Here is a 14,377-nt window from a genome sequence, read left to right as displayed (position 1 = left end):
TCTCTTTTACAGCTTTGTATAAGATTACAAGAACCATTTATTCATCTCAATAAAAACTCATTGTATAGATAATTATGTCGGATAACCAAACCGATGGAGTAACCAAAGAAGATATTGATTCGTTACCTCAGAGAACGGTAAAAGATCTGCAGCAGATTGCACGCGAGCAGGGTATTAAACCTACGGGTCTTCGAAAAAAGGAACTTGTGGAACGTATTGAAAAAGCCTTAAAGGGAGAGGATAAGGAACTTCAACAGCCTGATCAGGCAAATGCCCAACAAGACGGCACCCAGCATACTCAGCCTTACGACACTCCCGATAGCCGTGATTCCCGAAAAAACAGCAACAACCGTTCACGAAATAAAAAGTCAGGGGGGAAGCGAAAGGGCAAAAAGAAAAAGAGTGTTCACGATATCCTACCGGAGTCGGATGCACCCACTTTAGAGGAGCGCCTCGAAGAAATTGAACCTGACCTGGGACCTTTTCTCATCCAGGAGGGAACCCTTGAAATATTGCCTGATGGATACGGGTTTCTGAGATCAGTGAATTATAATTATAAGGCGAGTCCGGATGATATCTATGTCTCCCCATCACAGATAAAACGTTTTCGTTTAAAACAGGGGGATTGTGTGATCGGTATTATCAGACCTCCTAAAGTTGGAGAGCGATATTTTGCCCTGCTTCGTGTAGACGGTGTAAACGGTAAAATTCCTCATGACATGGATAACCGGGAAGATTTTGAAGATCTTCTTCCCATCTATCCCGATGAACGTTTTGATCTTGAGCATAAATCGAACGAGTATACCACGAGGATTATCAATCTGTTTGCGCCCCTTGGTAAGGGACAGCGGGGACTTATCGTTGCCCAGCCAAAAACCGGTAAAACAACGATATTGCGCAATATTGCCAATGCGGTAAATGATAATAATCCGAATACTAAGGTTATTATCCTGCTCATTGACGAGCGCCCTGAAGAGGTTACCGAAATGGAGCGCACTGTTCAGAACGCAGAAGTGGTTGCTTCTACTTTTGACGAGCGTCCGGAAAATCATGTGGGACTCTCAGAAATTGTATTTGAAAAGGCCAAGCGCCTGGTTGAAAGTGGCCACGATGTACTGATGCTGATGGACTCAATCACTCGTCTGGCCCGTGCCTATAATATTTGTGCCCCTACGTCAGGTCGAACTATGTCGGGTGGTATCGATTCTGAAGCATTGAAAGCTCCGAGACAGCTTTTCAGCTCCGCACGGAATATTGAAAATGGCGGAAGTCTTTCCATATTGGCGACCGCTCTTGTTCAGACCGGTTCACGGATGGATGATCTGATATTTGAAGAATTTAAAGGAACCGGTAATATGGAGGTCGTGCTGGATCGCAGTTTGGCTGACCGTCGAATTTTCCCGGCCATCGATATTTTCAAAAGCGGAACACGCCGTGAAGAGCTTATCGTACCTGATGCGGAACGTGAGAAAGTGGTACTGCTGCGCCGCTACCTAAATCGCATGAATGCATTCGAAGCGATGGAATTCCTCAAAGAAAAGATGAAAGGCACCAAAAACAACGAAGAGTTTCTCATCTCCATGAATAAGGAGTGATTTAGGAATAAGGTATAGGGTATAAGGTATAAGGAACTCTGTGTAACTCTGTATCCTCTGTGTTATAACTATTATAGCTCTCAGATACTATTGAAGTATTTAGATTAAACCTCGCAATAATAGATCAATCCTTTGCATTGTACTCCTGTGGAATTGGATGGCCTTCCCTTTCCCCTGTCCAGTAGATATTTACAACCCACCATCTATCCCCGTCATAAAATAGCTGAATGCTGTTGATGCCGCGGTCAATAATTTCTCCCCCAGCGGTATTTCGGGATGTGTAGGTGCTGAACACATGTGCTATAGGATCAAAACGGTCAGTTTCATGATGGATCTCTTCCTCAATGAATCCATTTTCAACCAGCCAGGGACCTGAATTCTGTATATAGTCTTCAGGACTCATATATCGATACCTGAAATTTCCATCAGGAGAAATTCCTGCAGGTATTAATTTAGCTCCCTCAGTGAAAAGGTTGCGGAAGGTTACCCAGTCTCTTTGCTCACCTTTTTCCCCGGATATGGAAGCATATAGCGCTTCGATGGTTCCATCAATCGTTGTAAGGTCATATTTGGTATTGGTCTCACTAGGTTGGGCAGTGACATAATAGGGTAGAAAGAAAAGCAGCAACGCCAACATTATATTTTTATGGATCATCATTGTGTTCAATTGCGTGGTTATTCTGAGAATTTTACGTCTGCAGAATACTAAAAGTTTGGTCAATATCCCTAAAAAGTGAATGGGCCAGTAGGTTACACTCTTACGCTCCGAGGGGGTTGTACCCCCGTGGTGGGACGACCACTAACATTTCTCTGCATACTTGGGTAACTGCCTTTCCGGCGAAGCTTCAAGCCCTTGTAGCGGTTATAAATTTCTAGTAAATGTCATCCTCCCGCTGATCTCGGAGATGGCGCAGATTTAGGAATAACTCTTCTGCGAAAATCAGCGGAATTTGCGGGACATAAAACTGATGCGATGGAGAAGAGTTAGATATAAATTTCCGCATACTTTCTTATGCTCAGAGGGGGTTGTACCCACGTGGAGAGATTAAGAAATGGATATACACCAATTTATGGGGCTCAGTCTTTTTGGGCGGGCTTCAAGCCCCCTTAGAGCCGATTGGTATGTTCAATTCGGCTCCTTTAGAACGTATTTCTTGTTGTCATCTTTTTCCAGCCTTCCCATACTTGAATAGAGTGAGTGATAGAAGAGAAGTACAGCTTCCTCTTCGAAGGCATTTCTTAGCAGCTGGATCTTCATTTTTTTGGCTGTCAGCGGCTTAAAATCCATCTGCCGCATGGAATACTGATTGAGGTGGTGCTCGCTCGGCAGCAGATCGCCCAGGTAGTAACCCGTTTGACCGCTTTCCTGAATACGAACTGCCTGGTGACCGGGTGTATGGCCTCCGGTTCGAATGATTTCAATACCCTCTATAATTTCGACTTTATCCTCATCCAAAAAATTGAAACGATTTTCGGCTACTAAACGGTAAAGGTCATCAAGGTTGTAGTCACAGCCCTTTAGACTATGTTCAGCAAATTGTTCCTTCAGGGCATACTCCCACTCACTTCGTTGCACAAAATATTGAGCATTGGGAAAGGTAGCGCAGGTTACCGACTCTTCATTGGTATAGGATGAACCTGCTGCATGATCATAATGCAAGTGACTGAGAATCACATGTGTGATATCTGCCGGTTTCAGGTCGAAGATGTCGAGGTTGCTGGCTACATTGGAGACATTCTTGTATTGGCTGCCTGCATCCAATCCCCAACCCAAACCGGTATCCAACAGAATTTTATATTTCTCATCCGACAGCAAAATGGGATTGATACCGATACGGGCTGAATCACCCGACTTCCTCAATTTGCTGTCATCCTGCTTGGATTGGTCTATAGGTTCTCGGTTAATAGTGCCATCAGAAAAAACTTCAAATCGACCCTCACTTAACTGTTCAATGGAGAAACGACCTAATTTCATCTTACTGTATGGTTATTTCATAAGGGAAGAGTGCAAGAGCTCGTTGCTGTTTCAATATGGACAGCTTTTTAGCGACATCTTGTGCGTAAGGAGTACCAAACCAGGACTCCCCGATCATAGCTTTTGCCTGCGTCTGGGCAGATCCCATCAACAGCTGGTATAGGTCCTTGGGTTTGGGATAAGTGACTACATCATACGCCTCAATACCGGCTTTCTGTGCAGCGATGCCCATAGCAGTATCCATCCCTCCAATAACATCCACCAGGTTTTGTTCTTTGGCAGCCTCACCGGTCCACACCCTACCTTGTGCCACACTGTCGACCTGTTCCTTGGTCATGCCCCGGGCTTCAGCAACTTTCGTGATGAAGGTATCATAGAACCGGTTAACGTAATCATTGAAGGCTTTCTCTTCAGAATCCGTAAAATCATTGGTTGGCAGCAGCCAATCGGCATAATCATGCGACTTTACCTCATCGAAAGTAATGCCCAGTTCTTCGTTGAAGAGCTGTTTGGTATTCAGTTTGGTAGCAAAGACGCCGATAGATCCCGTAATAGTGGTCGGATCAGCCACGATACTATCTGCGGCCATTGCAATATAATACCCGCCGGAAGCAGCGACCGGACCCATGGAAACAATCACAGGGATCTCCTTCTTAGTTTCTTGCAGCATCCGCCATATGGCGTCAGAGGTGCTGCCGGAACCACCGGGACTGTTGATACGCACTACCAGTGCCTTCACATTATCATCTTCACGAATGTCTTCGAGTTGTTTTTCAAAAAAGCCTGTCGTGATGTACTGCTCGTTATCAAATGGAGAGTTTGAGCTGATTTCCGGTAGAATTGGTCCGGATGCATAAATGACTGCAATGCGATCACTCGTATTGTTGCCTTCCAGTCCAGCCGTCTCTTGTGTTACACGAGCATAGCGTTTATTTGATACTGTTTGCAGGGTTGCCGACTCTTCAAGTCCAAGCCGACGCTTGATTTGTGCTTCAACCTGGTCAGCATAGATCAGGGAATCGATCAGCCCGTTTTGGTAACCGAAACTTGAATTCAGCTTTGGTTCTGAATTCATTAGTCCGTTGATCTCTGAGGGTGATTTGCCTGTTTTTTGGCTCACTGCATTCACAAAAGTACCGCTGGTCTTATTTAGGATCTCCCTTAACTGGTACTTGCTCTCTTCCGACAAGTCCTTCCTGATATAAGGTTCAACAGCGCTTTTGTACTTGCCGCTCCGGCTTACCTGAGCTTCAATTCCTATTTTTTCGAAGAGACCTGTCAGGAAAGTAACCTGGTTGTAAAACCCGTCGAATTCAAAGAACGATTCAGGCGGAGAAAAGATTGAGTCGGCAGCGGTAGCGAGATAGTAACCCTGCTCATTTAAGCCCAGATCATTAGTACTGGCATACACAAATTTATCGGAGCTGTCGCGAAAAGCTGAGATCATACGATGTGCTTCTTCGAGGTTGGCCCAGCCCTCCGACATAAAGTCAATTTCCAACCAAACTCCCTGAATCTTATCGTGCGATTTTGCTTTGGCAAGATTCTCTTTTAATGTTTCAAGAGACACCTTATTATTCCCTGCCTGGCTGAAGAGCTCATCAAAAGGATTGGTTCTGGCTTGTGCAGGGAGTGTCCCACTGAGTTCCAGTTTAAGCACCGTATTATCTCTGATATAAGGTTCAGGCTCTGATGAGGTGCTCGATAGCGTTATAAATAGGACAATAAATACGAGAAAAAGAGCAATCAGGGTACCTAAGGTTGCTGCAATCAGGGTTTGGAAAAATTTCATCTGGGTTGATTTATAATCTGGAAATTATCTGTTACTAATTATGTTCCGCCTAATGCCGGTACGAAAATTTAACCAACATGTTATTAAAAGACTTGGTTTTCCACAATGAATAAATACGACATCATAGTCATCGGTTCAGGGCATAATGGCTTGGTTACAGCTTGTTACCTGGCCAAGGCGGGTTATTCGGTCTGTGTTTTGGAACGGCGCGAGACCATCGGAGGTGCCGTGTCAACAGAAACGATGTTCCGGTCGGAGCAATTCCCTAAGGGATTCAGAATGGACGTTGGTTCTTCTGTACATATTATGATACATCAGACCGGTATTCTGGAAGAGCTGGAACTGGAGAACTACGGACTGGAATACATTGAAATGGATCCGATAATGTCGTATCCGCTACCGGAAGGAGAGGGAGTGATTCACTTCTTCAAAGATCTTGAACGTACCCTGAATTCTATTGGGAAAGTTGCCCCGGAAGATGTGCAGAACTACAGGGAATTTGTTGATTTCTGGGGTAGGGTGAATGAAGGGGTGTTGAAGACGTTCATGGTGCCGCCCAAAGGAAAGAATATTGTTTCAGAGATGGCCCGCGGGCAGATCAAAAACGGGTCGATGTTTAAAAAAGGTGAGCAGATGAGCAGCCTTCAGAAAATTCTAAGCAGCTATGGTAAAGTAGTTGACGATGCTTTTGAAAATGAGCATCTAAAGGCTGCTGTAATGTGGTTTGCGGCTCAGTCGGGACCGACACCCGATCACCCGGCAACCGGCGATTTTGCTGGCTGGCAGTCCATGCTGCACCAAAGCGGGGCCAAGCATCCTCGGGGAGGCAGCGGAATGCTTACCCAGGCCATGGCCAATTACCTGGAAGCACGCGGTTCGAAGGTGATACCCGCTTCTCCCGTTAAAAAAGTTCTTATTGAGTCCGGGAAGGCAAAAGGTGTCAAGACAGAAAGCGGTGAAGAATATCGTGCAGATACCATCATCTCCAATGCGCACGTACAGACAACGATGATGAAGCTTGTAGGTAAAGAACACCTGGAACCATCGATGTACAAAAAAGTTGAAAATATAAATGTCGGTAACGGCTTCGGGATGGTAATACGGTGTGCGGTTGAAGAGTTGCCGAGATATACGGCCTGTCCGGATGATCCTTACATACACAATGGTATGCAGCTATTAGCCCCATCCGTTCAGTATATGAATAATGCCATTGGAGATTACCTTAAAGGGAAACCGCCGGAGAATCCGGCTGTACTGGCCATGACATTCTCGGAAATTGATGAGGATGTAGCTCCCAGTGGGGGACACACCCTATTTGCATGGGCACAATGGCATCCTTATGAGCTTCAAAATAACTTACACTGGGATGACATCCGCGAGAAGGAAGCGCAGAAAATTTACGATGTTGTAACGCGCTATGCTCCCAATATGAAAGACAAACTGATTGACTGGTATATTCAAAGCCCCCTGGATATTGAACGCAAGCATGGTTTACTCAAAGGAAATGTGATGCATGTAGAGATGAGTTTTGACCAGATGTTTATGTTCCGTCCCATCCCAGAGATGAGCAATTACAAAACCCCTATAGAAAATCTGTATCTTTCTTCTGCTTCTTGTCACCCTGGAGGAGGTGTGTTCGGTGCTGCCGGCTATAATGCTGCCAATGTAGTTTTGAAGGATCTGAAGAAGAAAAACTGGTTCTCATTTTGACTAATTATAACTAACAAATGAAACGAGATTCAGTAATAACCATTGATCTGTCGACTATTCGGCATAATCTGAAGGTGATCAGGAAGCTTGCCGGTTCCGATGCCGGTGTGATGCCGGTTGTAAAGGCAAATGCGTATGGACATGGAAGTGTAAAAGTCGCAGAAGCCCTGCAAAACGAAGTTGATTGGTTTGCGGTCAATTCTGTTGATGAAGGCATTGAACTGCGCGACCACGGTATTGATCTTCCTATTCTGGTTTTTTGTGTACCCAATAGTGAAACGGCCAATCTGTATACCAATTTCAACCTGACCGCTACGATTAGTGAATTAAGTCATTTTGGCTTCCTGCCGGCCGGAACTGAGTATCATCTGAACTTTGATACGGGTATGGGACGACTAGGAATCCAGGGAGATAGGGTTGATGAGGCTGTCCTTGAGATGGAAAAACATTCAGCACTGATTTGTACCGGTATCTATTCTCATTTTGCGACTTCAGATGTCCCCGGTTCGGAGATGGTGGAGGCTCAGCTTAAACGTTTTAAGAAGATCAGAATTCGGTTTCCGGATCATCTTTTCACTCATATAGCAAATACAGGTGGTGCCGTTTTTTATAAGAATACAACCTTTGACCTGATCCGACCCGGTATAGGTATTTACGGTTATTCTCCTGCTGAAAATGTAATTCAGGGCCTAAAGCCTGCCCTGAGTTGGTCAAGCAAACTTGTTCAGGTAAATCCAATTCGTAAGGGCGATAGTGTGAGCTATGGCGCTCATTGGGAAGCACCCCGTGACGGATTTGTAGGTGTGATTCCGGTTGGATATGAAGATGGCTTGAAGAGGGTGTTGAGCGGAAAGATTCGTATCGGCATCGGAGGCAAAGAGTACCGGCAGGTGGGGAATATTACTATGAATTACTGCATGGTATTTCTGGATCAGGACCGGCATGATGCGGGCACGGGTGTAGAGTTACTGAGTTCTTCAAAGAATGATCTCAGCAACTGGGCCGAACTGGCTGGCACTATTCCTTACGAGATATTGACATCTCTATTGCCAAAGATACCTCGGGTCTATGAGTAGGCGTGAATAGATTATTACTGATTTACCACTAATTGACACTTTAATTTAATTTTTAGTATAGGCCGCTGAGACCGATTTTATGTCTTTTATGAATTTTTAAGAGAAGATGTGATCTTTTCCCCCAAATAAAAATTTGCGCAATAGATCCTGAAACAAGTTCAGGATGACAACATTTTGATTTTTTTCAAATGTTGAATATATCAATTTTGATGTACTCTTATTTATTATGTAAGGATTGTTTGAATTACGGGTCTTACTATTACATACCTAACTATTCAAAGCGCATAATTTGGGTTATTACGATTACAATGGAAAGGTTGGTTATGTTTATATCCTATCAAACTACAATCGGAATATATTTTATATCGGTGTAACCAGTAATTTAGAAGGGAGAATAAGGGATCATAAAAACAATGAAGGCTCAAAATTCACTAAAAAGTATAATTTAAAGTTCTTGGTCTACTATGAAGAGTTCCCCAACATTGTTGATGCAATTCTTCGGGAAAAACAACTAAAAAATTGGCATCATGAATGGAAGGTGAACCTAATAAAGAAGCTTAATCCCTCAATGAAAGATTTGGCTTTAAATATTTTGTTATAACGTTATTGTTGTCATCCTGAACTTGTTTCAGGATCTATTGCAGAAATTTTAGAAGAAGCAATAACAAGTTCTTCTCTTATTATTCAAAAGAGGTTGAAGTATATTCCAAAGAATAAGAAGAATATATACGTTTAAAATAGATTCAAAGAGGCTGAATTGAGGGTCCTTTGAATCTTTTTTATTGAAGGCTCAGAATCTCTACCAGTTCAATATCAAAAATAAGGGTGTCATTCCTCAGGTCGAAGCCATTGGTTCCTTCACGGCTGTCGCCGTAGCCCAGTTCGGGCGGGATAACAACCGTTCGCTTCTCACCCTGTCTCATACCCAGAAGTCCGCGACGAAATCCGTCAATAAGCGGAGATATCTGACTAAATCCGTCATTTATGGGTACCGGCGTCAGATTTCGAAAAGTGCGGGGAGTCGAAAATCCGTTGGCATAGGAACTGTCAAAAATTCTTCCGTCTGCTGTTCTGCCTGTAAATCTGATTCTCACCTGGTCACGGCTAACCACTTCAAACGCACCATAACCCTCTTCAATGACGTAGATTTTAAGTCCGTCTTCTGATGTAGTACTGCTGACGGCACTAGTCGTATCATAGGGTGCAGGTGCATTGCTATAATCCGGACCTGTAGGATCCTGACCACAAGACTGTAGCAAGAATAGCGCGAGTAAAATTAATGCTAGATGCTTAAAGTGTTTCATCTTCTAATTGGTAATCTGGTTTAATTGATTTTTAAATCGTTGAATTTCCTGAAAATAGGTACTGCCGGTTGCTGGTCCGTTAAAACCAACGTGTACTGCCCTTATTTTATGATTTCGGTCTACAAAAAAACTGGTCGGATACGAGATGACACTATCCAGAAAAGTGAGAGTATCTGCTGCTTCCTCCTTATCGTTTACACCTGCCACCAGTAATGTCCATGGGATATCAAACCTCTTGCGATAGCGGTTAACCATTTCGGCATCATCTTCAAAGTTTCCGCTAAATTCATAGGCAAGTCCCACGATCTGCAAATCAGTATTAGAGTATTCTTCAGAATAAATTTCTTTCAGCATGTTGGTTTCGTCGGCGCAATTAGGGCACCAGGAGCCGAAGAGGTAAACGAGCATCGGTTTGTTTTGGAAAGCGGGATCGTCAGCCCGGAGAGTATCACCCTGAAGGTTTGGGAATGTAAATTCCATGGAATTGCCAACTGCTTCTTCTGCAGAAATTTGTAGCGGACTGCGCAGTGATGCTTGCCCTTTTTCAGCGGTCCAGGTTGCATGATAGTCATCCCGTGACCATAAGTCTCCCTTCAGTGTCCCATCAGGCTGTAATTGTGCTTTAAACAGAAAAGCATGAGCACCGTCAAAGGTTGAGAGGGTAAGTGTAGAATCGGTATAAAAACCTTCCAGGAAGCGGTAATCCCCGGTCTCTTTCTTGATAGTGCCAAACAGCTTTCCTCCCGGTTGTGATACAAATTTACCTTGAGCCGGGAAGGTTCCGTCTTCGTCTGTAAAGGTAGCCTTCCAGTTGCCCTCAAAGTTGTAATTGTCGGGGGAGGTTTCCGGGTACCGCTCAGTAACCCCTTTTTCAGCACGGAAGGGCAAAACCGATCGCCGGCCATTCGGTGCACGCCTGCTCCAATTACCGGATAAGGATCCGTCAAAATTTACTTTTCCGCGAAGGTATGAGTCGTAATAATCAAATCCCAAAATCAAGGAATCCTCTTTTACAGTGATGTCATTGTAATAAACGGTATCGGCTCCGTTTGAGCTGAAAGCTTGTAGGGAATCACCGGAGTTAGAAATGGTGATGGGAAATGCCAGCTCACCTCCAGGGCTTTCAAGCACACCGCGATAGGTTCCCGCTACCTGCTCGGGTTCTACTGAACCGGAACATGACAAGAGCGTAAAGCCCACAATCGTAAGAAGTAAAAAAAGAGTTTTTGGTCGCATGATTTTTACCCTGTTAACTAAGCCCGATAAGGTAAGGGATTTTGAGGGCTCGATAAAATATAAATGCTATGGTTTTATTATCGCTGAGTCTAATTGGTGCCACTAAATGCCTTTTGGAGCTCTTTTTCACGATGCTGAACCCCTTTCTTACTTACCCAAATCGAGAGCTGATAAAGGAATATCAAGGGTACTCCTACTATGATCTGCGATATTGGGTCAGGTGGAGTCAAGAAAGCCGACATAATGAAGCAGGCTACAATAGAATGGCGTCGATACTTGCGGAGGAATTCCGGCGAGAGTAATCCAAATTTTGACAGGAAGTAACTTATTACCGGTAACTGAAATATGATACCGCAGGAAATTACCCACATCGAAAGGGAACTGAAATATTCATTGATGTCAAAATCATTGTGAATGACATCGGATATCTGGAACTGGCTGAAGAACTGCAGTGCAAAAGGTACCAGCACAAAATACCCGAAACAAACTCCTGCAATAAAAAAAGCGGTGATAAATAGGGAATGCAGGCGACTCTTCCATTTTTCAGCACTTTCGAGGGCGGGTTCTACAAATGCCCAAAGCTGGTAAAATAGAATCGGTGAACCGATAATGGCACCCATAAGGATCAATGTTCCCCAGTAGGTAAAAAATTGACCCGGAAGTTTTCTACTCTGCAGGGTTAAGTCTATGGCATCAATTCCCAGTATCTGGTAAACGATGAAATCGGCACGGGTGGGCCCGAGCATTACCTTATTGACCAGGAAATCACTGAAGAAGACCGCTACAAGCATGCCTACTGCGAGTCCGCCGAGACCTTTTATGAGTCTCCAGCGCAACTCTTCAAGGTGCTCCAGAAACGACATGTCAGCGGTGCGATCCACCGGGGCCTTAGCCTTGGGAGGATCCTGGGTCATAATGTGACGTTCTTCAGATGGGGACATAAATATTTTTAACCGCTAAGGCATTAAAGGCAAAGATTATTTGTGGGAATAGCTGCTAAATTCAGAATTATGCGGTAACAAAATCATATAAAGGAAACTGTTCACAGAGCTCTTTTACCTCTTCTTTTACAGTGTGAAGCCGGCTTTCATTTTCCGGATCCTGAAGTACTTTGTCAATTAAACGGGCCACCTGTTTAAATTCATCCTCTCCAAAACCACGTGTAGTCATAGCCGGAGATCCAATTCTAATACCTGAAGTAACAAAAGGACTTTCGGTATCATAGGGAACCATATTTTTGTTCAGTGTAATATTGGCTTCGTCCAGTGATTCCTCGGCCACTTTGCCGGTGAGTCCCTTGTTTCTGAGATCTACCAGTATGAGATGGTTGTCCGTACCGTCGCTGACCAGATCATAGTCCATGCTTTTAAAAGCTTCAGCCAAAACAGTTGCATTTTTCTGAACCTGACTTTGATAGCTTTTGAAATCTTCCTGTAGGGCTTCCTCAAAAGAGACGGCTTTTGCAGCAATTACGTGCATCAGCGGTCCGCCTTGTGTTCCGGGGAATACTGCAGAGTCCAGCACTTCACTCCACTGTTTGGTACGGCCCGATTTGCGAGCTTCTACACCCAGTGTATTCTTTCCATCCTTGCCCAACAGTATCATTCCGCCACGGGGGCCTCGAAGCGTCTTATGGGTGGTCGTGGTAACTACGTGGCAATGCGGTAAGGGATTGTTAAGTAACCCGGCAGCGATTAATCCGGCAGTATGAGCCATATCCATCCAGAGATAAGCACCGACTTCATCCGCAATCTCACGGAAAGCGGCGTAATCGAAATCCCTTGGATAAGCGGATGCTCCTATAGAGATCAGTTTAGGTTTGATTTCCTTTGCTTTAGAACGGACGTTTTCTAGATCTATGCGTCCGGTATTTTTGTCCACCCCGTAAAATTCTGAGTTGTATAAAATACCTGAGAAATTTACCGGTGAGCCATGCGTCAGGTGACCGCCGTGAGACAGATCCAGTCCGAGCAGTGTTTCACCCGGTTCCATAAAGCTGAGATACACTGCGGCGTTGGCCTGGGCACCGGAATGCGGCTGAACATTTACCCATTCGGCTCCGAATAGTTTCTTTGCACGGTCCCGGGCAAGATTTTCCACCTTGTCAACCACTTCGCAGCCTCCATAGTACCGTTTGCCGGGCAATCCTTCGGCATACTTATTGGTAAGGGTAGAGCCCATAGCTTCCATGACGGCTCTAGATGCAAAGTTTTCGGATGCAATCAGTTCCAGATTTTCATTTTGACGTTGACGTTCTTCATCAAGCAATCCAAAAATTGCAGCGTCTTTTTCAGCTAGTGATTTCATGTATTGACTAGTTGTTCTCGGTTAGTGAGTGAATTTTTTTGACCCGTCGTTCATGGCGGCCTCCTTCAAAATCGGAATCGAACCATGCTTTGAGAATAGCCTTTAGATCATCTTCATCTAGTTCACGGCCGGGGAGACATAACAGGTTGGCGTTGTTATGCTGACGGGTGAGGGCCGCTGTTTTCTCATTATAAACGAGTGCTGCTCTTACATTTTTGAACTTATTGGCCGTCATGCACATACCCTGGCCGCTCCCGCAAATCAAAATACCTTGCTCATGCTCCCCTTCATCGACTTTCTGTGCAACCTGTACAGCAAAGTCCGGGTAATCTACCGAATCTTCGGAGTGGGTGCCGAAGTCTACCGGCATGTGACCCATATCCTCGAGCATTTTTTTGACTTTCTCTTTGGCTTCAAATCCGGCGTGGTCGCTGGCAATTGGTATGATCATCGGTGAGATTGTTTCTTAGTAAAAATCATGAGTTTAATATCTCGAAAAAAAAGATAATGTTAAATGTTAAATCTTGAATATTGCAATACAATCAATCAGTATTTTTTTAGAAGCTAGAAGCTAGAAGCTCGAAGCTAGAAGCTAGAAGCTAGAAGCTCTTTTCTAATTTATAACCTCCAACCTCTAACTTCCAACCTCCAGCTCATCTTCCGCTGGTCAACGCATAGACCAAAATATTGACTCCCATTTGGAGTGCCTCCTGCCGTAAGGATTCCGGATCCTGGTGCACTTCAGGGTTGGCCCAACCGTCGGCCAGGTTAGATTCATACGTGTAAAAGAGTACCATTCTTCCTTGTCGAAACAACCCGTAACCGCGTGGCGCTTTACCGTCATGTTCATGTACTTTAGGAAGACCGTTCGGGAATTCATAGACCTGGTGGTAAATCTTGTGCTCAAAAGGAATTTCAATGAGTTCTTCATTGGGATAAATCTGATTTATTACCTTTCTGAAGTGCTCATCCAGACCATAGTCGTCATCTATATACAGAAAACCCCCGTTATCCAGGTAGTCACGCAAATTGGAGGCCTCCGTACTGTTCAGGCTTATGGTTCCATGACCGGTAAGGAAGGCAAAGGGATACTCAAATAAATCTCTGCTTCCTATTGCCACATCCTCATATTCCGCATCGATGGATATTGGTACCCTGTCGCGGGTAAATTCAATAAGATTTTTCAGAGAGGAGGGGTCATTATACCAGTCACCTCCACCCCGGTATTTAACCCTGGCAAGCGTGAAGCTATCATTGTCCTGGGAGAGAGCCTCACTTGGGACAGCGATCGTACACAAAAAGATCAGCAGAGTAAATAGTACGGTTGATTGTTTAATTTTCATTTGAACAAATATACACTTCTATTCCAATAAAATAACAAG

General features: G+C 44.4%; 13 protein-coding genes. 4 read left to right on the top strand and 9 right to left on the bottom strand.

The features are described from left to right. Positions 1–74 precede the first annotated feature (74 nt). Positions 75–1,595: a transcription termination factor Rho gene (gene rho, locus G3570_RS10215; RefSeq protein ID WP_165141948.1), complete on the top strand. Its 1,521-nt coding sequence runs from the start codon at positions 75–77 to the stop codon at positions 1,593–1,595. Positions 1,596–1,719: 124 nt separating this feature from the next. Here rho and G3570_RS10210 read toward each other — a convergent pair whose 3' ends face one another. The 3 genes from G3570_RS10210 to sppA all read right to left on the bottom strand — a co-directional run bounded on the left by G3570_RS10210 (position 1,720) and on the right by sppA (position 5,362). Further along, positions 1,720–2,253 (bottom strand): hypothetical protein, encoded by a 534-nt coding sequence (locus tag G3570_RS10210; RefSeq protein ID WP_249066958.1) that lies wholly within the window; start codon positions 2,251–2,253, stop codon positions 1,720–1,722. 468 nt (positions 2,254–2,721) lie between these two features. Further along, a complete protein-coding gene (locus tag G3570_RS10205) occupies positions 2,722–3,570 on the bottom strand; it encodes an MBL fold metallo-hydrolase (RefSeq protein ID WP_165141946.1) in 849 nt (282 codons plus the stop codon). Position 3,571: 1 nt separating this feature from the next. After that, on the bottom strand, positions 3,572–5,362 hold the full coding sequence (gene sppA / locus G3570_RS10200) for a signal peptide peptidase SppA (RefSeq protein WP_165141944.1): 1,791 nt from the start codon (positions 5,360–5,362) through the stop codon (positions 3,572–3,574). Positions 5,363–5,467: 105 nt separating this feature from the next. Between sppA and G3570_RS10195 the strand changes: the two genes are divergently transcribed. The 3 genes from G3570_RS10195 to G3570_RS10185 all read left to right on the top strand — a co-directional run bounded on the left by G3570_RS10195 (position 5,468) and on the right by G3570_RS10185 (position 8,749). Then, positions 5,468–7,072: a phytoene desaturase family protein gene (locus G3570_RS10195; protein ID WP_165141942.1), complete on the top strand. Its 1,605-nt coding sequence runs from the start codon at positions 5,468–5,470 to the stop codon at positions 7,070–7,072. A gap of 17 nt (positions 7,073–7,089) precedes the next feature. Beyond that, positions 7,090–8,148, top strand: coding sequence for an alanine racemase (gene alr, locus G3570_RS10190; RefSeq protein WP_165141940.1), 1,059 nt, complete (start codon positions 7,090–7,092; stop codon positions 8,146–8,148). A gap of 289 nt (positions 8,149–8,437) precedes the next feature. Beyond that, complete coding sequence (locus G3570_RS10185) at positions 8,438–8,749, top strand: GIY-YIG nuclease family protein (RefSeq protein WP_165141938.1); 312 nt, start codon at positions 8,438–8,440, stop codon at positions 8,747–8,749. 178 nt (positions 8,750–8,927) lie between these two features. Here the strand turns inward: G3570_RS10185 and G3570_RS10180 are convergent, their stop codons facing one another. The 6 genes from G3570_RS10180 to G3570_RS10155 all read right to left on the bottom strand — a co-directional run bounded on the left by G3570_RS10180 (position 8,928) and on the right by G3570_RS10155 (position 14,338). After that, positions 8,928–9,452: an FKBP-type peptidyl-prolyl cis-trans isomerase gene (locus tag G3570_RS10180; protein ID WP_165141936.1), complete on the bottom strand. Its 525-nt coding sequence runs from the start codon at positions 9,450–9,452 to the stop codon at positions 8,928–8,930. 3 nt (positions 9,453–9,455) lie between these two features. Next, positions 9,456–10,688, bottom strand: a complete 1,233-nt coding sequence (locus G3570_RS10175) for a TlpA disulfide reductase family protein (RefSeq protein WP_165141934.1) — start codon at positions 10,686–10,688, stop codon at positions 9,456–9,458. A gap of 89 nt (positions 10,689–10,777) precedes the next feature. Further along, positions 10,778–11,629, bottom strand: a complete 852-nt coding sequence (tatC, locus tag G3570_RS10170) for a twin-arginine translocase subunit TatC (RefSeq protein WP_249066955.1) — start codon at positions 11,627–11,629, stop codon at positions 10,778–10,780. Between the two features lie 67 nt (positions 11,630–11,696). After that, the gene (glyA, locus tag G3570_RS10165; RefSeq protein WP_165141932.1) at positions 11,697–12,995 is read right to left on the bottom strand and encodes a serine hydroxymethyltransferase; all 1,299 of its coding nucleotides are present in this window, start codon (positions 12,993–12,995) and stop codon (positions 11,697–11,699) included. A gap of 7 nt (positions 12,996–13,002) precedes the next feature. Next, positions 13,003–13,446, bottom strand: coding sequence for a ribose 5-phosphate isomerase B (gene rpiB / locus G3570_RS10160; RefSeq protein ID WP_165141930.1), 444 nt, complete (start codon positions 13,444–13,446; stop codon positions 13,003–13,005). Positions 13,447–13,648: 202 nt separating this feature from the next. Next, on the bottom strand, positions 13,649–14,338 hold the full coding sequence (locus tag G3570_RS10155) for a DUF4159 domain-containing protein (protein WP_165141928.1): 690 nt from the start codon (positions 14,336–14,338) through the stop codon (positions 13,649–13,651). Between the last annotated feature and the right edge of the window lie 39 nt (positions 14,339–14,377).

It is taken from the genome of Halalkalibaculum roseum (genome assembly GCF_011059145.1).
In the GTDB taxonomy this organism is placed as follows: Bacteria; Bacteroidota; Rhodothermia; order Balneolales; family Balneolaceae; genus Halalkalibaculum; species Halalkalibaculum roseum.
Note: the sequence above shows the minus strand (reverse complement) of the source record. Positions and strands in the feature narration are given on the sequence as shown.